The sequence below is a fragment of the Streptomyces sp. WZ.A104 genome (assembly GCF_002382885.1).
GTDB lineage: Bacteria > Actinomycetota > Actinomycetes > Streptomycetales > Streptomycetaceae > Streptomyces.
On record NZ_NWVL01000004.1, the window covers coordinates 148,071 to 169,412 of the forward strand.

Sequence of the window (21,342 nt, forward strand, 5' to 3'; positions counted from 1 at the left end):
TCCCTCCCTCCTTCTTCCTTCCCCTCTCCTCCCCTCTCCCCCCTTTTCCCGCCTCGCCCGCCTCTCCCACCTCTCCCGTCTCTTCCCCCCCCCACCTCGTTCTGGAGTGCCGTCCGTGTCTGTCACCCCCTCGGCCGCCGTGCCCGCCCCCGCCCCCTGCGCCCCGGAGGACGTACGCCGTGTCGCGTGCATCGGGGCCGGGGTGATCGGCGGTGGCTGGGCCGCCCATTTCCTCGCCCGCGGTTACGACGTCACCGCCTGGGACCCGGCACCCGACGCGGCGGCCCGGCTGCGCCGCCTGATCGCCGCCGCATGGCCCGCGCTGGAGCAGCTCGGCCTGGCCGAGGGCGCGTCGCCGGACCGGCTGACCGTTGCCGCGACACTCGAAGAGGCCGTCGCCCAGGCCCAGTTCGTCCAGGAGAGCGCCCCGGAGAAGCTGGACCTCAAGCGCGACCTGCTGGCCCGGCTGGACGCCGCCGCACCCGCCGGTACGGTGATCGCCTCGTCCACCTCCGGCTACCCGATGACGGACATGCAGACCGAGGCCGCCACCCCCGGACGGCTCGTCGTCGGGCACCCCTTCAACCCGCCCTACCTCATCCCCCTGGTCGAGGTCGTCGGCGGCGAACGGACCGCTCCCGCGGCGGTGGAGTGGGCTTCGCGCTTCTACGAGGCCGCGGGCAAGTCCGTCATCACCATGGACCGCGAGGTGCCGGGCTTCATCGCCAACCGGCTCCAGGAAGCCCTGTGGCGGGAGGCCCTGCACATGGTCGCGAACGGTGAGGCGTCCGTGGCGGAGATAGACGCGTCGATCACCGAGGGGCCGGGGCTGCGCTGGGCGGTGATGGGCCCGATGCTGACGTTCGCCCTCGCGGGCGGCGAGGGAGGCATGGCCCATATGCTCGACCACTTCGGTCCCTCACTGAAGTCACCCTGGACCCGGCTCGAAGCCCCCGAACTGGACCGCGCCCTGTACGACGCGGTGGTCGCGGGCTGCGAGGAGGCGGCCGACGGCCGGAGCATCGCGGACCTGGTGGCCGAGCGCGACCGGGGCGTGATCGACGTCCTGCGCGCGACCGGTCGCCTGCCCCGGTCGGCCGAGGAGGCCACCCGATGAACGAGCAGCAGACTCCCGCGGCGACAGAGGAGACAGCGGTGGCGGAGGAGACGACCGTGATCGGGGACGGCGCGGAACTCCCCCTGGTCCGCCGGACCGTGCGGCCCGAATGGATCGACTACAACGGCCATATGAGCGAGGCGTTCTACGTCCTGGTCTTCGGGCACGCCACCGACGCCATGATGATCGAGACCGGCCTGCACGCCGGATACCGCGAGAGCACCGGCTGCTCGCTCTACACCGTCGAGTCCCACATCCGCTACCTCCGCGACGTGGCCGAGGGCACTCATCTGGCCATCCGCACGCGCTTGTTGGGGACGGACGCGAAGAAGGTGCGCCTCTGCCACGAGCTGTACGCACTCGGCTCGCCCGACGCCGTACCGGAACCGGACGCCGCCCCGGTCGCGACGAGCGAACTGCTCGCGCTCCACGTGGACCAACAGGCGGGCCGCACCACGCCGTTCCCCGAAGCCGTCCGGGCCCGGCTGGCCGGGCTCACCGAACCGGCCCCCGCGTGGGCGGGCCGCTCCATCGCCGAGGTGCCGACGCCCCGCTGAGCCGGGACGGAACCCGCCGCACGATCCAGCACGGCGCGGACATCGTGGTCCGCTTCGGGTCTCAGGCGGCCGAAGGCGACCGCGCACCACCCGCAGGGCTCTCTGTTCGACGCGTTGGTACGGCATCCGGTCACGGTGAACCGACCCCGTTCACCGCGCCGGGCGGGCGCCTGCCAGTACGGCGGTGTGCACGGCCCGGGCGATCCGCGCGCCCCAGGCGGAGCGGGGTCCGGCGAAGGGTTCGCCGCCGGCCGGGCCCGGTTCCGGGGAGGCGACGCACACCGCGTCCGTGGGGGTTCCGGAGCAGTCGAGTCCGGCGTCCAGGAGCGCCTGGACCTTGGCTTCGGTGGCGGTGGCGACGGCGTTGACGAGGGCGGCGTCGGACAGGGCGACGGGGACGGTGACGACGATGTTGACCGTACCGGGCCCGTGTGGCGACCCCGCGCCCTCGTCCGGGGCCGCCGCCCACCCCCGTACGCCGAGGCCCGCTGTGACGGTCGCGGCGACGCCGCCGTCGTGCCCGGTGGTGTACGCGGCGACCTCGGCCGCGGTCATCAGCCCGGCGCCGGGGCCGGTGAGCCCCTCCGCCGCGGCGATCTCGGCGAGGTGGCGGTCCGGGTCGAGGCGGGGGTAGCCGCCGGGGACCTGGACGTTGATGATCCAGGCGCGGGGGCCGATGCCGCCGCCGAGAACCGCGCTGCTGCACACCCGGACACCGGGGCCCAGCCGCCAGAGGAGGTGGTGGAGGCGGTGCCCGTCCTCGTGCCGGTCGCGCAGTTCCCCGCGTTGCGCGGGCAAGTGGACGCCTACGGAACGGATGGCGCACTCCTGGTGGCTCGGCGGGTCGGCTGTGGGCTTCCCTGAGGTCGCCGTGACCCCCTGATCCTATGCGGGGACCCCCTGATCCCATGCGGGCACCCGCAGACCACGTACGGGCGGCGCCGCTCCCGCGCGGACACCGCGCCCTCACCCGTTCGGCCTAATCCGGGTCGGGGCCGCACCGCCCCGCCGTACCGCGCCCGGCACCGCTCGCCGGGCCTCCGGGAGCCCGCCCCGGGAGGCCCCGTGGGCGCGGCCCGGGCGGGCGGGCGGTTGCAGCGTCCATGCGGGTGAGGCGCGATGGAAGCCGGACGCGCCACATCTGGTGGAGCCACCCACAGGGCGTGCCCGAGAGGAGGAATCGGTTATGGGAGCCGCTGACGGTTTCACGGATTCCGGAGAGCTCGACGGTCTGACCGTGTACGACGACAAGGGCGAGAAGGTCGGCAGCGTGGGCCGGGTGTACGTCGACGACGCCACCGGCAAGCCCGACTGGGTGACGGTCAAGACCGGCCTGTTCGGCATGAAGGAGAGCTTCGTACCGCTCGCCGGAGCCCGTCGAGTGGGCTCCGATCTGCATGTCGCGCATCCGAAGGAGAGCGTCAAGGACGCGCCTCGGGTGGACGCGGACGCGCATCTCTCCGTCGCCGAGGAGGAGGAGCTGTACCGGCACTACGGCCTGAACCGGAAGTCCGGCAATCTCGGGGAGGACCGGCCGACCGGCATGGACGCGCCGACCGTAGCCGGGACCGGGACGATGGGTGCCGCGGGTGCCGCGGGGACAGCCGGAGCTGCCGGTGGGGCCGCTGCGGGCATGACCCGTACGACGGGAACGGCCGGGACGCCGCCGGGCGCCAAGGCGACCGGGAAGGCCACGACGGTGGGGACGGGTGCCGGAGCGGCCGGTCCGGGCACGGCAGGAGGAACGGGCATGGCCGGGGCAGGCAGTGGTGGTACGGGCAGGCATCGCGACACGGACGCCGCCACCACGGCACGCCCGCTGGCGGGTGCCGGAGCGGGCACGTCCCGGGCCGCCGACATGAGCGGCAAGGGGGAGATGATCCGCTCCGAGGAGCAACTGCACGTCGGCACGGAGGAGTACGAGAGCGGCAAGGCACGGCTGCACAAGTACGTGGTGACCGAGGAGGTCACCCGGACCGTGCCCGTGTCCCACGAAGAGGTACGCGTGGTCCGCGAACCGCTCCAGCCCGGCCAGAAGACCACCGGCACCACGGACATCGGCGAGCAGGACGTCGAGGTCACGCTCCACGCGGAGCGCGCCACCGTGCGCAAGGAGGCCGTGCCGGTGGAACGGGTCCGGCTGGAGACCGAGCGGGTCACCGAGCAGAAGGAAGTCTCCGCCGAGGTCCGCAAGGAGAAGATCGACTACGCGGACGGCAAGGACATGGGCACCGGCAAGGACGCCGGTGGCGAGTTCGGCCAGGGCCGCCGCCGCTGACCGCGCAGCTATGTCACCGGTGGCCTCAACGGCCGCTCCCACGTCCTCGGCCGCCGGGCGGGCTCGTACCTCCGAGTCCGCCCGGCGGGCTGTCCGCCGCCGTCCTCGTCAGCGGCGCGGCAGGAACCGTACCGAGGGCCGCCCGTCCGGGCCGTCCGGGGTGACGACGGCGCGCACCCGGTAGACGTCCTCGATGAGTTCCTCGGTGAGCACCTCGGCCGGGGTGCCGCCCGCGACGACCCGGCCCGCCTTCATCACGGTGATCCGGTCGCAGAACATCGCGGCGAGGTTGAGATCGTGCAGGGCGATGACGCTGGTGACGGGGAGGGCGGCGACCAGGGCGAGCAGGTCCAGCTGGTGCTGGATGTCGAGGTGGTTGGTCGGTTCGTCCAGGAGGAGTTCGCGGGGCTGCTGGGCCAGGGCGCGGGCGATCTGGACGCGCTGGCGTTCACCGCCGGACAGGGTGTGCCAGGACTGCCCGGACCGGTCGGCGAGGCCGGTGCGCCGCAGTGCGTCGGCGACGGCTTCCTCGTCGGTGCGGTCCGGGGCGGACCAGGCGCGCCGGTGCGGGATGCGGCCCAGGCGTACGACGTCCAGGACGCTCAGGTCGACCTGGGTGACCGCGTGCTGGTCGACCACGGCGATCCGGCGGGCGACGGTACGGCGGCCGAGACCGGCGAGGGGATGGCCGTCCAGGGTGACGACCCCGGTGGCCGGGGCGAGGAGGCCCGCGAGAATCCGCAGCAGGGTGGACTTGCCGGAGCCGTTGGGGCCGAGGAGCCCGACGGTGGCGCCGGGCGGCGGGGCGATGTCGACCCCGTCGAGGATGAGCCGCCCGCCCGCTTTCCTGCTGACCAGCTCGGCGCTCAGCCCGTGGGCGGGGGCGGCGGTGTGCGTCATGTCGTTCTCCGGGTGCGGTAGAGGACGAGGACGAAGACCGGGACGCCGATCAGGGCGGTGACGACGCCGACCGGCACCTCCTGCGGGTCCAGGACGGTCCGGGCGAGGGTGTCGACCCACACCAGGAACACCGCCCCGGCGAGCGCGGTGACCGGGAGCAGTCGCCGGTGGCCCGAACCGGTCAGGGCACGGGCGGCGTGCGGCAGGACCAGCCCGATGAAGCCGATCGCCCCGGCCGCGCTGACGAGGGCGGCGGTGAGCAGGGCGGTGGTGCACAGCAGCACGATCCGGGTGCGGCCCACGTCGACACCGAGCGCCGCGGCCGCGTCCTGCCCGAAGGCGAAGGCGTCGAGCGTACGGGCGTGGGCCAGGCAGACCACCAGGCAGACGGCGAGGACGGCGGAGCAGAACGCGACCTCGCTCCAGCCGACGCCGCCGAGCGAGCCGAGGAGCCAGAACAGCACCCCGCGGGTCTGCTCGGCGTCGGCGGAGGTCATCACGACGAAGGAGGTGAGGGCGGAGAAGAGCTGCATCGCGGCGACGCCGGAGAGCACGACCCGGTCGGTGGTGCCGCCCAGGGTGTGGCTGAGCAGCAGCACCAGGGCGAAGGAGCAGATCGCCCCGACGAAGGCCCCGGCGGACAGGGACACCGCTCCCCCGCCGACGCCGAGCACCACGATCACGACCGCCCCGGTCGAGGCGCCGGAGGAGACGCCGAGGACGAACGGGTCGGCCAGCGGGTTGCGCAGCAGGGACTGCATCACCGTCCCGCACACCGCGAGCCCCGCGCCGCACACGGCGGCGAGCAGGGTCCGGGGCATCCGCAGGTTCCAGATGATGCCGTCCCGGATCGGGCTGAGCTCCGAGTCGCCGATCCCGAGGTGGGCGGCGACGGCCGACCAGACGTCGGGCACGGAGATCCGGGCGGGCCCGATGGTCACGGCGACCGCGACGGAGAGCAGCAGGAGCAGGAGGCCGCCGACCCAGAGCAGCACGGCGAGCGGCCCGCCGCCGCGGGCCGGGCGGGGCCGGTCGGTGAGGGGCGGTGTGCCGGCCCGCTCCCCGGCCGTACGGCTGCCCGTACTCAACCCGCGAGGCCGAAGTCGCGCAGCCCGGCCGCGACACGCTCCAGGCCCTCCACGGTGCGGATGGTCGGGTTCATCGCCTGGCCGCTGAGCAGCACGTAACGGCGGTTCTTGACGGCGTCCATGGTCTTGGTGACCGGGTTGGACTCAAGGAACTCGATCTTCTTCTCGGCGCTCTCGGCGGTCTGCATCGTACGGCTCAGGTCGCCGATGACCAGGACGTCGGGGTTGCGGTCGGCGACGGTCTCCCAGCTGATCTGGGGCCATTCGTCGTGCGTGTCGTCGAAGACGTTCTTCGCGCCGAGTTCCTTGGTGATGACTCCGGGGGCGCCGCAGCAGCCCGCGAGGTAGGGGGCCTTGGAGTCGGAGAACCAGTAGAGGAGTGACGCTTCGGAGGCGTCGATGCCCTCGGTGGCCTTCTCCACCCGCGCCTGGAGCTTCTTCACCAGGGCGTCACCACGCTCGGGCACCCCGAACACCTGGGCCAGTTCGCGGACTTCCGTGTAGACGCTGTCCATGGTGAGGGGTGCGGTACGGGCTCCGTCGCCGCCGCCGCTGTTGTCCTTGCCCGTGCAGTCGGCGGGCGAGATGTAAGTGGGGACGCCGAGCTTCTCGAACTGCTCGCGGGGGGCGACGCCGCCCTTGGCGAGGGTCGAGGCGAAGGAGGCGCTGAGGAAGTCGGGTTCTTTGTCGAGGACCCTCTCCGACGACGGCCGGTTCTCGGATATCCGCTCGACGCGCGCGTTGGCCTTCTCCAGGCCCTTCATGACCGGGTCGCTCCAGGTGGCGCTGCCCGCGAGGCGGTCGGCGAGGCCGAGCGAGAGGAGGATCTCCGTCGACCCCTGGTCGACCGAGACGGCGCGCTGCGGCGGGGCCTTGACCGTGACGGTGCGCCCGCAGTTCTTGAGGGTGACCGGATAGCCGTCGGCCTTGCCGCCGCCGTCGGCGGCCTGGTCGGTGGTGGTGCCGCAGGCCGTCAGCAGGACGAGTCCCGCAGCGAACAGGGCAGCGGTGCGTATCGGGGCGGGCAGGGCCGTGGGCAGCACGAAAGGACCTCGGTGTCTCTGGGCCCAGCCGCGGAGCCCGTCGTACGGTTCCCGTGCCCCGGTGCGGGGCGCGGGCGCCAGCAGGTCTTCGGACTCGGGTTCGTCCGGGCGGGACGCCTTCCCGGAGCAGGTGAGTACTCCAGTGGCCGTGGCCCCGCCCGTCCCCCTCACCGCTGCGCGTCAGTTCCGGTTTCGCACCGGATTCCCTGACCCCGTCGTTGGGGTTCGACTGGCCCCGGCAAGCTATCACGCGCCTTCGCGCAGAATCAGAGGCGGTGAGGGTGCGCTGCGGACGACGTCCGGGAAGGCGGCCGGGCGGGCCGGTGCGGCGCGGGATCGTCCCGCCGCACCGGCCCGCCGGCTTCCGTTACGGCGTTACGGCGTTACGGCGTTACGGCGTTACGGCGTTACGGCGTTACGGCGTTACGGCGCCTGTAGGGCGATCACCGCGTTCTGGCCGCCGAAGCCGAAGGAGTGGCTGACGGCACGCCGGACGGGCAGCTCGCGCGGCGTCTTCGTGACGCAGTCGATGTCGAACCCGGGGGCCGGGGCGTCCAGGTTCGCGATCGGCGGGATCAGCCCGTGCTGGAGCGTGAGGATCGTCAGACCGGTCTCGATGGCCCCGGCCGCCCCCATGCAGTGGCCCAGCACGCCCTTGGGGGCGGTGACGGGCGGCCGGTGCGGGTAGGCCCGGGCGATGAGGGCGGCCTCGGTGGCATCGCCCTGGGGGGTCGCCGTCCCGTGCGCGTTGACATGGCCGACGTCCTCGGCGCGCCAGCCCGCGTCGCGCAGCGCGGCGTCCACGGCCGCCCGAGCGACGTCCCCCGAGGGGTGCGGGCTGGTGGGGTGGTGGGCGTCGGTGGTCTCCCCGACGCCCGTGATCAGGGCCCGGGGCGCGGCCCCCCGGGCGCGCGCCTCATCGGCCCGTTCCAGGACCATGACGGCGGCGCCCTCCCCCATGACGAGTCCGGCCCGGTCGGCGGCGAAGGGGCGGCAGAGGCGGGCCGGGTCGCCGTCCCGCGGGGCCGCCGCGCCCGAGCGGGCGAGGCCTGTCATGGCGACCGGGAACACGATCGACTCGGTGGCCCCGGCGATCGCGATGTCGCACCGGCCGAGGGTCAGCAGGTCCCGGGCCACGGACAGCGCGGTCACCCCGGACGAACAGGCCGTGCACGGCGCCAGGCTGGGCCCGGTGGCCTTCATCCGGATGGCGATCTCGGCCGCGGGCATGTTCGGGATGGTGAGCAGGATGCCCGAGGGCGAGGTGGCCTCGGGCCCCCTCCGTTCCAGGGCGACGGCCTGTTCGGTGAGTCCGGCCGAGCCTCCGCTGCTGGTGCCGACGACGACGGCGACCCGGGCTCCGTCCCAGTGCGCCGGGTCGAGTCCGGCGTCCGCGACCGCTTCCCGGGCGGCGAGTACGGCGAACTTGACGTACCGGCCCATACGGAAGGCCGTACGTCCGCCGACCGCGTCGTCCAGGTCGATGCCGGATACCGTGCAGGCGAAGTCGACCGCGCAGCCGTCGAGTTCGGGGACGGTCCGGGCGGGCGACCGCCCGGCCAGGACCCCGTCCCAGGTGGTGTCGGTGGTGGTGCCGACCGGGGTGATCATTCCCAGGCCGGTCACGGCGATGGCGGGTCGCTTCATCGGGTGTTGCTCACCGGCACCGTGGCCCCGGCCGCCGCGCCGCCGACGGCCGCGTCGATGAACGCGGAGACGTCGGCCAGCGTGGCGTCCTTGTACAGCTTCTCGGAGTCGGCGTCGACGCCGAGGGTCTCCTTGATGATGACCGCGAACTCTGCCACCGCCAGGGAGTCCATCTCCAGGCTGTCCATGGTGGATTCCGGCAGGATCTCGGCCGCGGGCACCTTGAACGTCTCGGTCAGCACCTCGGTGATCTTCGGGTGGATGGTCTTCACGGTGATTCCTCTTCCTCTGTATGTCATCGGCGTCGTGTGATCGGCGTCGCTGGAACGGCAGGTGGCCGAACGCGGCAACCCACCGCCGAAGTAACTGGAAGACGATCTTCCGGTTACGCCCTGGGGCGAACCGATTCGTCTACGCTCACCTGCGACTTCTCGAACCATCGGGAGACCATGGACGTGGTTCCCCAGTACGCCAGCAGGACCCCGCGGACACCCAGCGCCGCCACCCTCTCGCGCAGCGGGCGCCTCCCGCTGCCGCGGGCGGGACGCCGGAACTCCCCGGGACGCCCCCGGGCTCCGGCCGTGCGGCCCCGGTGCCAGGGCCCCTCGGGGTCGTCGTAGACCGCCGCGTAACCGGGCCCGGCGATCGGCCAGTCCGACATCAGCCGCTCCGGCAGGGCGAAGGACTCCACCAGGGCGGGCGTGTGCCGGGCCACGGCCGCGATCGCGTCCTCCACCGCGTCGGGGAGAAACGTGACCTGATCGGCGGTCAGCCGTCCGGTGGCGAGCAGGTCGCCGCTGTTGCGGGCGATCCACCGCAGCGCGAACAGCCGCCGGAGCTCCGTGAGCCGATCACGCGCGGGCCCTTCCGGCAGGGAGGCCACGGCCTGCTCGAACGCCTCGCCCGCCTGCCGGTAGCCGTACGCCTCGACGCCGAGCAGCGCGGCCGGGGAGGCGGCATTCCAGCGGCCGAGCCGGTCGCCGGGCGGGGCGGCGCTCATCCGCTCGCGGGCGCGGGCGAACCACAGGTCCTCCACGGCCGTGAGCAGCCGGTCCAGGAACGCGGGCTCGTCGAGGTCGCCGGGCCCTTCGTCCACCGCCGCCTCCCTGGTGGTCGCGCTGAACAGCATCTCGGCGGCGGCTTTGGCATGCACGGCCAGGTTGTCGCCCTCGGCGGTGATCGCGCCCTCGATACCGGTGAACAGCTCGGTCATGCCGTTGTTCTCCAGCAGCCCCTGGGCCCCGCACCTCTCGCGGCACTCGACGATGACGCCTCGTGCCTGCCAGGTGATCCAGCCCTTGGCAACGGCCACCAGACGCTCCGCCTCGTCCCGGTCGGCCTCGGGAGCCGACTCCCAGCGGTCGAGCGCCCTGCGGTGCAGCAGGCTCATCGCGAAGACGGTCGCCATCGCGTTTGCCAGCGGCCCGTGGTGGGTGCGGTGGGCGTAGACGGGGACGCGCTGCGCGGCCCGCGATCCGGTGATCAGCCGGTGGCCCGCGTAACGGACGGCGATGGCCAGGGTGACCCGGGCGGAACCGACCGCGCAGGCGCTCATGGAGAGCTTGCCGGGGGTGACACGGCCGATGGAGGCGAGGAACCGCCTTCTGCGGTTGGCCAGTTCGCTGGTGAACCGGCCGTCCTCGCCGATCCGCCCCTGCGCGCCGTCGAGCAGCGCGTCACGCGGGACGAAGTACCGGTCGAAGGAAGTCAGGCAGTGGTCGACCGGCGAGCCCATCCGGGCGGGCAGCCGCCGCACCCGTACGCCCGGCAGGGCGCGGACGTCGTCGGTGAGGGGGGCGAGGAAGAGGAAGACGCCGTGGTCGGCGCCGTCGGCGAGCAGCCTCGCCGCCACCACACCGGACTTGGGACCGCCGGCGGGGCTGGTGTTGGGCATGAACTTCTGCGCCCCGGCGTGCGGGGTGTGCAGGACGAAGCCGTCGCGTTCGCGGTCGTACGTCGCGGTCGTCTCGACGGCCGCCGCGTCGTTGCCGTGGGCCACCTCCGTACAGAGGAAGGTGCCCACGCGCCGCAGTTCGAGGTAGTCCGACAGATCACGGAGTGTGCCCGGGTCATGGTCGAGGAGGCTGCCGAGGAAGAGGTTGTAGTGGATGCCCGCGACGGTGGTCAGCGCCGGGTCGACCGGGCCCAGCCACTCGTGCAGGGCGGCGAGTGCCCGGGGGTCGGCGGCCAGCCTCGCGCCGCTGTCCAGCGCGTTGTTGAGAATGCGCAGCCGGTGGTAGGAGAGGGCGAGCCGTTCGTCAGGGGTGCCGCCACCGGGGCGGCGAAACGGTTCTGTTGTGAGCAGTCGCCGCCAGAAGCCGTGCTCCCGGCGGAAGTTCGGTCCGAAGAGCACGCCGGTGAGCAGGTCGTTCGTGGACGGCGGGGCCGCGTCGTTCGTGGTTACGGTCACGGTATGGGAACGATCAAGGAACGGCGAGGACACCCCTCGCCGTCCCAAACGGCCGTACGGATCAGGTGCGTTGGAAGGCCAGCGCGACGTTGTGTCCGCCGAAGCCGAAGGAGTGGCTCACGGCCGTCTCGATCCGCCGGGGGCGGGCCTCCTTCAGCACGCAGTCGAGCGGGAACGCGTCGGGGAGCGCGTCCAGGTTGGCGATCGGCGGAATGACGGAATGTTCCAGCGTCAGGACCGTGGCCACGGCCTCGATCGCGCCCGCCGCCGCCAGGGTGTGTCCGACGACGCCCTTGGGCGCGGTCACCGGCGGGCGGTGCGGGAAGAGCCGCGAGATGAGGGTGGCCTCCATGGCGTCGTTCAGGGGCGTGGAGGTGCCGTGGGCGTTGATGTGGTCGACGTCGCCGGGCGCCCAGCCCGCCTGGTCCAGGGCGGCCTGCACGGCCCGTTGGGCGCCCTGGCCGTCGGGGGCCGGGGCGGTGGGGTGGTGGGCGTCCGTGCTGGACCCGGCCCCGGTGAGCAGGGCGCGCGGACGGCCGCCCCGGGCGCGGGCCGTCTTTGCCCGCTCCAGGACGAGCATGGCGGCGCCCTCCCCGATGACGAAGCCGTCCCGGTCGGCGGCGAACGGGCGCGAGGCCCCCGCCGGGTCGCCGGTGCGGGTGGACAGGGCGCCCATCCGGGCGAAGGCGGTCACCACCAACGGGGTCAGCACCGATTCGGCGCCGCCCGCCACCACCACGTCGCAGCCACCGCCGAGCAGCAGGTCGCGGGCGACTGCGATGGCCGTGGCCCCGGAGGCGCAGGCGGTCGCGGGGGCGAGGCTCGGGCCGCCCGCCTTCAGCGCGATGGCGACCTCGCCCGCCGCCGCGTTGGGGATCATCATCGGGACGAGCAGCGGGGAGACCGCGTCGGGGCCCGAGCCCGCGAGCTTCGCCGCGTTGTCCACCAGCACGGAGACACCGCCGACGCCCACGCCGAGGACCACCCCGACCCGGGTGCCGTCCCACCGCGCGGGGTCGAGTCCGGCGTCCGCGACGGCCTGCCGGGCGGCCACCACGGCCAGTTTCACGAACCTGGCCATCCGCCACACCGACCGGCCGCCCACCGCCGCGTCCAGGTCGATGCCGTCGACCGGACAGGCGAAGTCGACCGGCAGACCGGCCAGTTCCTCGCACCGCCGGGCGGTGGAGTGCCCGGAGCACAGCCCCTCCCAGAAGCTGTGCTCGTCCGCCCCTGCGGGTGTCACCAGACCGACCCCCGTCACCGCGATCGCGGTGCCGGCTCCGGCCTCGGTGCCCTGATCAGCGGGGAGCGACATGCTGTGTTCCTTCCGTAGAATCCGTGGAAATCGTCTGCGGCGTCCCCGGCCAGCGCAGGGCCGCCGAACCCCAGGTCAGCCCGCCCCCGAACGCGGTGATCAACACCCGGTCGCCGCCCCGCAGCAGCCCATGGTCCGCCGCGTCGGCCAGGGCGAGGGGGATGGAGGCCGCGCCGGTGTTGCCGACCCGCTCCAGGTGGGTGACGCAGCGCTGCGGTGCGATGCCGACCCGGTCGGCGACGGCGCTCAGGATGCGGGCGTTGGCCTGGTGCGGCACGAACCGGTCGACCTGGGCCGGGTCCCAGCCGACCCGGTCCAGGAGTGTGCGGCACGACCCGGTCATCCGCTCGACGGCGTGCTGGTAGACGGTGCCGCCCTGCATGCGGAAGTACGCGTCGTCCGGCTCCGACGGCTTCCGGCCGGACCGGGCACGGGCGCCGCCGCCGGGGACCGTGATCAGGTCGTAGCCGGTGCCGTCGCTGCCCAGGTCGAACGCGAGCAGCTCGCCGGGATCGCCGGACTGCCCGGCGGCCACTAGGGCCGCGCCCGCCCCGTCGCCGAAGACGACGCCCGCCGAGCGGTCGGCCGGGTCGAGCCAGGTCGAGTAGACGTCGGCGCCGACCAGCAGGACCCGCTCGAAGAGGCCCGAGGCGATCAGCCCGTGGCAGACGGCGAGTCCGTAGACGAAGCCGCTGCACACGGCGGCGATGTCCAGCGCCGGTACGGTGCCGAGCCCGAGCCGGGCCGCGAGGGCGGGGGCGGTGCCGGGGCAGAGGTGGTCGGGGGTGGCGGTGGCGAGGAGCACGGCATCCACGGGTCCGGCCGCCGGGTATCCCGCGATCAGCCGGGAGGCCGCCTCGTAGGCGAGGTCGCCGGTGGCCACCCCGGGCCCGGCGCGGTGCCTGCTGCCGATTCCGGTGCGGCGGCGGACCCAGGCGTCGTCCACGTCCCAGTCGAGGGGCAGCCGGTCGTTGCCGACGGGCTCCCCCGGCACCCAGCCCGCCACGCTCTCCAACAGCGCCGTGCGCGCCCCGGCCGCTAAGGCGCCCGCCCGCGCCCCCGGCTCCGTACCGCTGTCGGCCGTCCGTCTCCTCGCCACCCGCTGCCCCGATGCCACCCGCTGCCCCGATCCCGTTGTCGTACTGCGACCGGTTGACGAACGGCGGAACGTCTCACGAGGGTGCGTTCGACTGCGCCGAACGGGTCATGACGATCAGTCAGTTGCGGGCCCGGATCTCCCGGAGCTCGACGGCGTCGGGAGGGCTGGCTCCCGCACGGGAGACGGTCACGGCTGCGGAAGCGGTCGCACGGCCCAGGACGTCGGTGACGATGTCCCGGCCGACGGCGTGCAGCCCGGCCCGGCCCGCCGCGCCGAGGAGCCCGTGCCGGGCCAGGGCGTGCAGAGTGCCGGACATGAACGCGTCGCCCGCTCCGACGGTGTCGACGACGGTGACGGGCAGCGCTTCGGCCGAGGCGCGGCCACCGTCGAACACCGCGAACGCGCCCGCGCCGCCCCGGGTGACGAGGACCAGCGCGGGCCCGGCGGCGAGCCACCGCTCGGCGATCCGCTCCGCCTCCTCGCCCGGGTAGAGCCAGGCCAGGTCCTCGTCGCTGGCCTTCACCACGTCGCTGAGTGCGACACAGCGCTCGACGCGAGCCACCGCCGGGGCGTGCTCGCCCATCAACTCGGCCCGCACATTGGGGTCGTAGCTCACGGTGGCACCCGCCCTCAGCGACTCCACGCCGGCCAGGACGGTCGCCGCTCCGGGCTCGACGACCGACGCGATCGAGCCGGTGTGCACATGGACCGGCGGCCGCTCCAGCGCCACCGGCCCCAGGGTCCAGCCGATCGCGAAGGTGTACGTGGCGTGCCCGTCGGCGTCGAGGGTGACTGCGGCGGTGGGGGTGGGCCCGGTGGAACCGTCGGTACGGACCCCGACCCCGGCGGCCGCCAGATGGTCCCGGATGAGCCGCCCGTGAGCGTCGGGGCCCAGCTGGGTGAGCAGGGTTGCGTCATGGCCGAGCCGGGCCAGTCCGTACGCGACGTTCGCCGGGCTGCCGCCCGGGTGGACCACGTCGGCCTCGCCCGGCAGCCGGACGATGTCGGCGACGCACTCGCCGATGACCAGCAGTTCACCGGGGTCGAGCATGGGGCCTGGCCTCCTGAGGTGCCGCGATGGGGGTGTCCTGGTCAAGCCTGGCATTCTCCGGGGGCTCCGGGGCGGCTCGGCGGAACCACAGGAGGGCGCCCGCGAGCAGGACGGCGGCGGCCAGCAGCCAGGGCAGCGGGCCGAGCGGCAGCACTCCGGCGACGAGTCCGGCGGCCGCGCCGCACAACTGGAGGGCGAGCGACTGCACGGAGAGCGCGGTGGCCCGGCCCGAGGAGTCGACGCGGCGGTGGAGCAGGTCGTTCTCGTTGGGACCCGCGATGCCGAGCCCCAGGTAGACGAGCCCGTATCCGGCGGCGGCCGTCGCCGTGGCGAACGCGTCCGTGGAGGAGGCGGTGGAGGCCGTGATCCCGAGCAGGGCCAGACCCGCCGCGCCCGCCCCGAGACCCACGAGCACCGCGCGTTCGCTGCTTCCGGTCCATCTGGCCGCTGCCGGGGCGAGTTGGCTGCCCAGGGCGGAGCAGACGAACCCGGCGCAGGCGAGTCCGGCGAAGAGTACGGCTCCGGACTCGGCGGCCCCGGTGAGCGCGGCGGCCCGGCCGGGGGTGAGGAGTTCGAGCGTGGCGAGCGCGGCCCCGGCGGCGCTCGCGGCCAGCAGTACGCGGCGGACCAGGACGTCCCGGGCGCCGAGCCGCAGCCCCTCGGCGACGGCGGCGGGCACGCCGCTCAGGATGGTGCGCGGGGTGGCCTTGGGCCGGGGCGGTTCGGACAGGGCCCGCAGGACATGGAGGACGAAGACGACTTCGACGACCGCGCCGAGGAGTGCGGGCACCGAGAGCGGCAGGACGAGCCCGGAGGTCGCGTCGGTGAGCCAGGCTCCCGGGTCGGGGCCGAGGCCGAGCAGCCAGGGCAGCGCGCCGCCGAGGAGCGTGCCGAGGGCGAGCGCGACGGAGACCGCCGAGCTGCCCCGGGCCAGACCCGTGCGCACATCGGCGTCGGGTCCGGCGGCGGCGTGCACGGTGTCGACGTACCAGGCCTCGGCGGGGCCGCTGGACAGGGCGCGCGCCGAGCCCATCAACACCATGCCGAGGATGAACACCCAGGCGGCGGTGGTGAGTCCGAGCAGGGTCAGGGCGGTCAGGTTGAGGAGTCCGGCGGTGGCGAGGACGGCACGCCGCCCGATGACGTCGGAGAAGCCTCCGGTGGGCAGCTCCATCGCGGCGGCGGTGAGGGAGTGCGCGGCGAAGAAGCCCGCGACGGCGGCGAGGCCCATACCGCGTTCGGTGAACAGGAGCACGGCGGGGGCGAGGCTCATGCCGATGGGCAGCCAGAAGAGGAAGGAGACGGCGACGAACCGGCGACGCGCGGTCGCCTCGTCCAGGCCCGGCCCGGTGGGTGCGGGGGCGGGCACATCCGCCGCGCCGGTCACGCCGCTCATATGGCGTCCCCCGCATCGGACGCATCGGACACCGCGCCGGGTCCAGGGGCGGCCGCCTCGTCGGGTCCAGCGGCGGCCGCCGCACGGTCCGGCCCGGCCACCGGGTCCGGGGCCAGCGGGAGTCCGGCGGTGAACAGGACGACCTGCTCGGCGCGGGGGTCGCCCGCGTCGCGGGCGGTCAGCTCGTCCGTCTTCGCCCGGAGAACCTCCCACAGCTCGGCGAGCGACTCGGGGGTCAGCCGGGGCATCGAGTCGCTGACGCCCGACGGCTCCTGCCACTCCTGGCCCAGCCGGCCGCTCTCCAGGTCCGCCTCGTGGCGGTCCAGCGACTGCTGGAGGTGCTCGACCTGGCGGCGGCGCAGGACGCTGAGGATCGTGCTGCCGCCGGGGCTGCGGTGCATCGCCTCGTTGCTCCACGAGGTCATGTCGTGCACGGACTTCCAGCGCCGTTCCCGGCCGTCCCGGTGGTCGGCCTCGGTGACGAACGCGTACTTCGCGAGCACCCGAAGGTGGTAGCTCGTGGAGGCTGAGGACTCCCCCGTCCTGGCCGCCAGCTCGCTCGCGGTGGCCGGTCCGTGCTGCCGCAGCAGGCCGAGGAGCGTGAGGCGCAAGGGGTGGGTGAGGGCCTTGAGGGCGGCCCCGTCCTGCGCCGGATCGAGCACGCGGTGGTCGTCGTCGCTGTCCATGGCGTCAGCGTAGGACGACGAGGACACTTTCCCAAAGTATTTTTGCAGAATATTTTTTGGAAAATCCTGGAGCGGTCCGCTCAGGACCCCGGCCCGGCCCCCCGCCTCGCCCGGAGCACCGCCACCACCTCACGGCACCAGTCGCGGTTGGCGCGCTCGAAGTCCAGCCCCCGGCGGCAGGTGAGGTAAGGGCCGACCCGCGCCCCTCGCAGCAGGAACTCCGCCTCGTCGCGGTCGCCGCGCATGACGCGCAGCAGCTGTTCGAACGACGCGGCCTTGGCGTCGGCGAAGGCGGCCCGCTCCAGGAGCCGTCCGATCAGCACCTCGGAGTCGAGGTGATCGGCCGCCTGCACCTTGACCAGCAGGTCGTCACGGAGGAACGAGGGCTTGGCGGCGGCCGCCGCGAACCGCTCCAGCTCGGCCAGCCCCTCGCCGGTGACGCGGAACAGCCGCTTGTTGGGACGCGCCTCCTGGACGACCTCCCGCCCGGCGACCAGGGCCTCCCTCTCCAGCTTGGCCAGCTCCGCGTACACCTGCTGCGGCAGCGCGTGCCAGAAGTTCGCGACGCCCACCGCGAACGCCTTGGTCACCTGGTAGCCGCTCAACTCCTCGTCGAGCAGCGCCGCCAGCACGGCATGACGCAACGCCATCGGACCGCCTCACTCTCTCCCGCGCCCCGGCGCACCCCTGTCCGGAACACCGAGCCTCATGATAGTCATGAAACTGACTAGTCACTTTCATGACTATGCAGAGCGCCCCAACGAGGACGCGCCTCATCGAGGAGGACACATGACCACCGCAGTGGACCGCTTCCGCGCCGCCGTCGACAGCCGCGACCTCAGTGCCCTGGACGATCTGTTCACCCAGGACGTCCGGCTCTACAGCCCGGTGAAATTCGGCCCGTTCGAAGGCAGGCCGATGGTGCTCGGCCTGTTCGGGGTCCTGCTGCGCACCTTCGAGGACTTCCGTTACGTCGGCGAGTTCGCGGGCGCCTCGCAGACGACCGCCGACGGGACCGAGGCCCCGTCGGCGGTCCTGCTCTTCCGGGCGACCGTCGGCGGCCGGGAGATCCACGGCATCGACCTGCTGCACCTGGACGAGGACGGACGGATCAAGGAGTTCACCGTGATGGTCCGCCCGCAGTCCGCGGTCCACGCGCTGGGCGAGGCCGTGCTCGCCGGCCTGGTCGCCGACGGACTCGTCCCCGCCCCGCAGAGCCCGGCCCCGTAGAACCGCCCCGTAACTCCGCTGCGCGTCAACGCGCCCGCGCGGCCTCCAGGGCGTCCGCGACCAGGCCCAGGAACCGGGCGTGGTCGCGGGGGCCGTACAGGGGCTCCGGATTCCACGGAACGACGGGCGTCGGGCGGGCGTCGCTCCCCCGCAGCGCGTCGAGCGAACCCGCGTGGGCGCGGATGTCGGTCAGGATCACCTCGGGACGCAGGGCGAAGGTGTCCGACCGGTCAAGCGTGGACCAGTTCGCACCGGAGCCTTCGGCCGGTTCCACGACCTGGACGCCCAGTTCGGTGAGGACGCCCAGTTCCGGCCACATCCGGGGACGTGCGACATGCGCCTGGTCCGGCCCGGCTGGAGAGAGGGCGAGCACCCGGGGCGTGTCGGCGGAGGTGGCGACGACGCGCAGCCGGGCCCGGGCGGCGTCCAGGTCCCGGTCCGCGTCCGCCCGGCCCGCCGCGCCGAGCGAGCGCGCCAGCTCGGCGAACCGGTCTCCGATCTCGGCGAACGTACGGGCCTGGCCGACGTCGATGACGACCACCGGGACCCGCTCCTCCAGGGGCTTGGCGGTCTCCGGGGCGAGCCCGTAGACATGACCGTTGCCGTAGCTGACGGCCACCACGAGGTCGGGTCCGGCACTCAGCAGCCGCCCCACGTCCAGGCCGCTCCCCGCACCGACGTAGTCGACCTCGTGCAGCGGCAGCGTCCCGGCCTTGGCCCGGTCGGGGTCCGGGCCGTCGTGGTCGGAACCGAAGATTCCGACCGGCCGGACGCCCAGGTCCCACAGGGTGGCCCCGGCCTGGACATAGGCGAGCACCCGCTCCGGCGGCCGGGGCGCCGCCGACTGCTGACCCCGGTCGTCGGAGAACCGCCATTCGCTCTGTTCCGTCACGTCACACACGCCCCTCTGCCGCCGACTGCCGTCCCGGTCGTCCGAGTTCGTACAGGTGTACCTGCCCACCTCCCCGCCGCCACACCCCTCTGGCCAGGGAACAAACGCGCCCACCCGGTATCCGGAGCGACGGGCGGGCGGAATCGCGGAATGTTAGAAAGTAGGCACCCTCGGTCAACCGGCAGTGCCCTGAGCCGGCCCCTTCCGGACGGAGTCGACTCTCCCCGTGCGCCCACCCCTCCTGAAGGCAGCTCTGGCCGCCGTCGGCCTCGCATCGCTCTGCGCGGCCTCCGCGTGCGCCCCGGCACCGGCTCCGCCGCGCCCGGCGACAGGGGTGGCCGGGGCTGCGCGGTGTCCCGTGGTCGACGTGCTCGCCGTCTACACCCCGAAGGCGGCGGAGCGGGTCGGGGGCGAACACCGGGTGCCCGCCTCCGCCCAGCCCATCGCGACCAGGATGAACCGCTCCCTGGCGGCGGGCGGACTCTGCGGCACCATCCGGATCGTCCACCCCTACACGGCGTCCGGCTACGGGGGTTCGGAGGAGTTCCGCGCCGCGTACGCCGTCCTCAAGGACCACGCGTCGGCGGGGCTCGGACGCCAGGTCCACGAGCAGCGCGCACGGTACGGCGCGGACCTGGTCACGCTCGTCGTGGACCGGGCGGAGCGGGGCGGCGGAACAGCGGACTACACGCCCGCGCTCGACCCTTCGACGCACGAGTACGCCTACTCGGTCGTCGACGTCGACGGCATCGAACTGGATTCGGCGAGCCACGAGATCGGCCACAATCTGGGCCTGGCCCACGACCGTACGACGCTGGCTGGCAACGCGAGCGGCTCGATGAACGTGAGCCGCACCCGCCCGTACAACACCGGCTGGATCACCGAGGACGGGAACCACTACACGATCATGGCGTACCGCTCGGCCTGCGGCGATCACTGCCGGCGCATCAGCCGTTTCTCCGGTGCGACGGGCACCTGGAACGGGCACCGGCTGGGCGACGCGGACAACGACGGTGTACGGGTGCTGCGCGAGACGATGCCGATCGTGGCCGGATACCGCGAGCGGGACTGACCGGTCCGACGCCCCCTAAGGGCCTGTCGTGCCGGGAGAGTCCCGACCGGGCCGGTCCAGTTCGACGTTGAACTGCGCCCCGGCCAGCAGGGAGAGGTTGGCGAACCACACCCAGATCAGGAAGACGACGAGTCCGGCGAGCGAGCCGTAGAGCCTGCTGAAACCGCCGATCCGGGTCGCGTACAGCGCGAAGCCCGCCGAGGCGGCGAGCCACAGGAACGCGGCCAGCACCCCGCCGGGCAGGCCGCGCCGGATGCCGCTCGCCGGACGCGGTCCGGTACGGAAGAGCACCAGGATCAGGCAGGCGACCAGGCACAGGAGCACCGGCCACTTGAGGACCGCCCAGAAGGTTTCGCCCTCGTGGGGCAGGCCGGCGCGGCGGCCGAGCCAGCGGGCCAGGGGGCCGGTCATGACCAGGGCGAACGCGCTGGTCATCAGCAGGACGAGCAGCCCGATCGCGGAGGCGACGATGATGTGCGCCTTGCGCAGCGCCGGGCGGGTGTCCTGGACGTCGTGCATGGCGTGCATCGCCCGCCGGAACACCGCGAGGTAGCTGCACGCCGACCAGACGGCGCTCACGCTGCCGGTCGCCACGAGCACCCAGACTGCGGTGCGCTCCTGGGTGGCCTCCTCCAGCGGGCGGCGCAGCGCCTCTCCGGACTCGGCGGGGGCGAAGGCCGTGATGTCGGCGATCAGGACCCTGGTGGCGTCGGGATTGGCCAGGCCGATCACGGACACGGTCACCAGGAGCGCTGGGAGCAGCGCGAGGATGGCGTAGTACGTCAGGGCGGCGGCCCAGTCGGAGACGTCGTCGTTCCACAGCGAGACCGGGGTGCGGCGCAGGGCGGTCAGCCAGCGAAGCGACGGGCCGGTGCGACCGGGACCGGCGGCGGGGGCGGTGCTTTCCGCGGGTGCGGCGGTCTGGGTGGGCAAGCTGGTACTCCGGGGAGGTGGGCGGACGCGGCGGGCGGTACGGCGAGTCCCTTCCCTTTCCCGGACGCGCCGACCGCTCTCGATCCTCTCCTGCCGCGCCGGCTCGGAAGCACACCCCTCCCCGGGCCCCGGGCGAGTGCGTCAGCCCGGGAAGGCCGCGACTCAGTCGTTGACGGCCGTGAGGAGAACCACCGCGTCCTGGAGCGCCAGCAGCCCGTGCCGTTCCTGCGGGATCGGGTGCAGGGTCCCGGCCGGCAGCTCGGCGTCCCCGGAGGCGGCCGTGAGCCGGACCGTGCCGTGCAGGACGAGGAGGGAGGCGGCGGGCGGGGCGTTGTGCTCGTCGAGCGCGGTCCCCTCGGTGAGGGCGATCACCGTCTGCCGCAAGGGGGGCTCCTGGAGCAGGAGGTGGGCGCTGCGGCCGTGCGCGGAGGCGTGGGCCGCGGTCAGGTGTTCCTCGGCGAGTGCGTTGAGGTCGTCCATGTGCCCACTGTGCCGCAGCCGTGGCAGGCCCGCGATCCGCCGGGGCTCAGCCAGGTGCCTTCGCGGTGGAAACGCCGCCGGGCAGCGGGGCCGGTGAGCGGAGGTACGTGACGCGGTCGCCGCTCACCGGCCCCGACGGCAGGCC

Annotated in this window: 21 protein-coding genes and 1 riboswitch; of the genes, 5 read left to right on the forward strand and 16 right to left on the reverse strand. The window is 73.6% G+C overall.

What is annotated here, in order from left to right:
- The first annotated feature begins 115 nt into the window (after positions 1-115).
- On the forward strand, positions 116-1,117 hold the full coding sequence (locus CIB93_RS03415) for a 3-hydroxyacyl-CoA dehydrogenase NAD-binding domain-containing protein (protein WP_096623902.1): 1,002 nt from the start codon (positions 116-118) through the stop codon (positions 1,115-1,117).
- Complete coding sequence (locus CIB93_RS03420; protein WP_096623905.1) at positions 1,114-1,674, forward strand: thioesterase family protein; 561 nt, start codon at positions 1,114-1,116, stop codon at positions 1,672-1,674. The genes CIB93_RS03415 and CIB93_RS03420 overlap by 4 nt, the downstream gene beginning before the upstream one ends.
- Before the next feature lie 150 nt (positions 1,675-1,824).
- Here the strand turns inward: CIB93_RS03420 and CIB93_RS03425 are convergent, their stop codons facing one another.
- The gene (locus CIB93_RS03425) at positions 1,825-2,472 is read right to left on the reverse strand and encodes an adenosylcobinamide amidohydrolase (RefSeq protein ID WP_306454800.1); all 648 of its coding nucleotides are present in this window, start codon (positions 2,470-2,472) and stop codon (positions 1,825-1,827) included.
- A gap of 388 nt (positions 2,473-2,860) precedes the next feature.
- Between CIB93_RS03425 and CIB93_RS03430 the strand changes: the two genes are divergently transcribed.
- The gene (locus CIB93_RS03430; RefSeq protein WP_096623909.1) at positions 2,861-3,952 is read left to right on the forward strand and encodes a PRC and DUF2382 domain-containing protein; all 1,092 of its coding nucleotides are present in this window, start codon (positions 2,861-2,863) and stop codon (positions 3,950-3,952) included.
- Positions 3,953-4,060: 108 nt separating this feature from the next.
- On the opposite strand, the gene CIB93_RS03435 is transcribed toward CIB93_RS03430, so the two are convergent.
- The 12 genes from CIB93_RS03435 to CIB93_RS03490 all read right to left on the reverse strand — a co-directional run bounded on the left by CIB93_RS03435 (position 4,061) and on the right by CIB93_RS03490 (position 17,240).
- Entirely contained in the window at positions 4,061-4,852 is a 792-nt protein-coding gene (locus CIB93_RS03435; RefSeq protein WP_096623911.1) for an ABC transporter ATP-binding protein, read from the reverse strand.
- Complete coding sequence (locus CIB93_RS03440; protein WP_096623913.1) at positions 4,849-5,940, reverse strand: iron ABC transporter permease; 1,092 nt, start codon at positions 5,938-5,940, stop codon at positions 4,849-4,851. The genes CIB93_RS03435 and CIB93_RS03440 overlap by 4 nt, the downstream gene beginning before the upstream one ends.
- Positions 5,937-6,983, reverse strand: coding sequence for an ABC transporter substrate-binding protein (locus CIB93_RS03445; RefSeq protein ID WP_096623915.1), 1,047 nt, complete (start codon positions 6,981-6,983; stop codon positions 5,937-5,939). The genes CIB93_RS03440 and CIB93_RS03445 overlap by 4 nt, the downstream gene beginning before the upstream one ends.
- A gap of 61 nt (positions 6,984-7,044) precedes the next feature.
- A riboswitch (cobalamin riboswitch) is annotated at positions 7,045-7,232 on the reverse strand.
- 174 nt (positions 7,233-7,406) lie between these two features.
- Positions 7,407-8,630, reverse strand: a complete 1,224-nt coding sequence (locus CIB93_RS03450; protein WP_096623917.1) for a beta-ketoacyl synthase — start codon at positions 8,628-8,630, stop codon at positions 7,407-7,409.
- On the reverse strand, positions 8,627-8,902 hold the full coding sequence (locus CIB93_RS03455; RefSeq protein WP_096623919.1) for an acyl carrier protein: 276 nt from the start codon (positions 8,900-8,902) through the stop codon (positions 8,627-8,629). Before CIB93_RS03455 ends, CIB93_RS03450 begins: the two co-directional genes overlap by 4 nt.
- A gap of 113 nt (positions 8,903-9,015) precedes the next feature.
- The gene (locus CIB93_RS03460; protein ID WP_096623921.1) at positions 9,016-11,040 is read right to left on the reverse strand and encodes an acyl-CoA dehydrogenase; all 2,025 of its coding nucleotides are present in this window, start codon (positions 11,038-11,040) and stop codon (positions 9,016-9,018) included.
- Positions 11,041-11,101: 61 nt separating this feature from the next.
- The gene (locus CIB93_RS03465) at positions 11,102-12,358 is read right to left on the reverse strand and encodes a beta-ketoacyl-[acyl-carrier-protein] synthase family protein (protein WP_096623923.1); all 1,257 of its coding nucleotides are present in this window, start codon (positions 12,356-12,358) and stop codon (positions 11,102-11,104) included.
- Positions 12,342-13,376, reverse strand: a complete 1,035-nt coding sequence (locus tag CIB93_RS03470) for a beta-ketoacyl-ACP synthase 3 (RefSeq protein ID WP_096623969.1) — start codon at positions 13,374-13,376, stop codon at positions 12,342-12,344. Before CIB93_RS03470 ends, CIB93_RS03465 begins: the two co-directional genes overlap by 17 nt.
- 199 nt (positions 13,377-13,575) lie before the next feature.
- Entirely contained in the window at positions 13,576-14,508 is a 933-nt protein-coding gene (locus tag CIB93_RS03475; RefSeq protein ID WP_096623925.1) for a carbohydrate kinase, read from the reverse strand.
- On the reverse strand, positions 14,492-15,904 hold the full coding sequence (locus CIB93_RS03480) for an MFS transporter (protein ID WP_257001989.1): 1,413 nt from the start codon (positions 15,902-15,904) through the stop codon (positions 14,492-14,494). Before CIB93_RS03480 ends, CIB93_RS03475 begins: the two co-directional genes overlap by 17 nt.
- Positions 15,901-16,590: a winged helix-turn-helix domain-containing protein gene (locus CIB93_RS03485; protein WP_096623927.1), complete on the reverse strand. Its 690-nt coding sequence runs from the start codon at positions 16,588-16,590 to the stop codon at positions 15,901-15,903. Before CIB93_RS03485 ends, CIB93_RS03480 begins: the two co-directional genes overlap by 4 nt.
- An 80-nt stretch (positions 16,591-16,670) precedes the next feature.
- A complete protein-coding gene (locus CIB93_RS03490) occupies positions 16,671-17,240 on the reverse strand; it encodes a PadR family transcriptional regulator (RefSeq protein WP_096623929.1) in 570 nt (189 codons plus the stop codon).
- Positions 17,241-17,379: 139 nt separating this feature from the next.
- On the opposite strand from CIB93_RS03490, the gene CIB93_RS03495 reads away from it, so the two are divergent.
- Positions 17,380-17,820, forward strand: coding sequence for a nuclear transport factor 2 family protein (locus CIB93_RS03495; RefSeq protein WP_096623931.1), 441 nt, complete (start codon positions 17,380-17,382; stop codon positions 17,818-17,820).
- A gap of 25 nt (positions 17,821-17,845) precedes the next feature.
- Here the strand turns inward: CIB93_RS03495 and CIB93_RS03500 are convergent, their stop codons facing one another.
- Complete coding sequence (locus CIB93_RS03500; RefSeq protein ID WP_096623933.1) at positions 17,846-18,712, reverse strand: ABC transporter substrate-binding protein; 867 nt, start codon at positions 18,710-18,712, stop codon at positions 17,846-17,848.
- 226 nt (positions 18,713-18,938) lie between these two features.
- Between CIB93_RS03500 and CIB93_RS03505 the strand changes: the two genes are divergently transcribed.
- A complete protein-coding gene (locus CIB93_RS03505; protein ID WP_096623935.1) occupies positions 18,939-19,784 on the forward strand; it encodes a M12 family metallo-peptidase in 846 nt (281 codons plus the stop codon).
- Positions 19,785-19,799: 15 nt separating this feature from the next.
- On the opposite strand, the gene CIB93_RS03510 is transcribed toward CIB93_RS03505, so the two are convergent.
- Complete coding sequence (locus CIB93_RS03510; RefSeq protein ID WP_096623937.1) at positions 19,800-20,717, reverse strand: YihY/virulence factor BrkB family protein; 918 nt, start codon at positions 20,715-20,717, stop codon at positions 19,800-19,802.
- A 162-nt stretch (positions 20,718-20,879) separates the two neighbouring features.
- A complete protein-coding gene (locus CIB93_RS03515; protein ID WP_096623939.1) occupies positions 20,880-21,197 on the reverse strand; it encodes a cupin in 318 nt (105 codons plus the stop codon).
- Between the last annotated feature and the right edge of the window lie 145 nt (positions 21,198-21,342).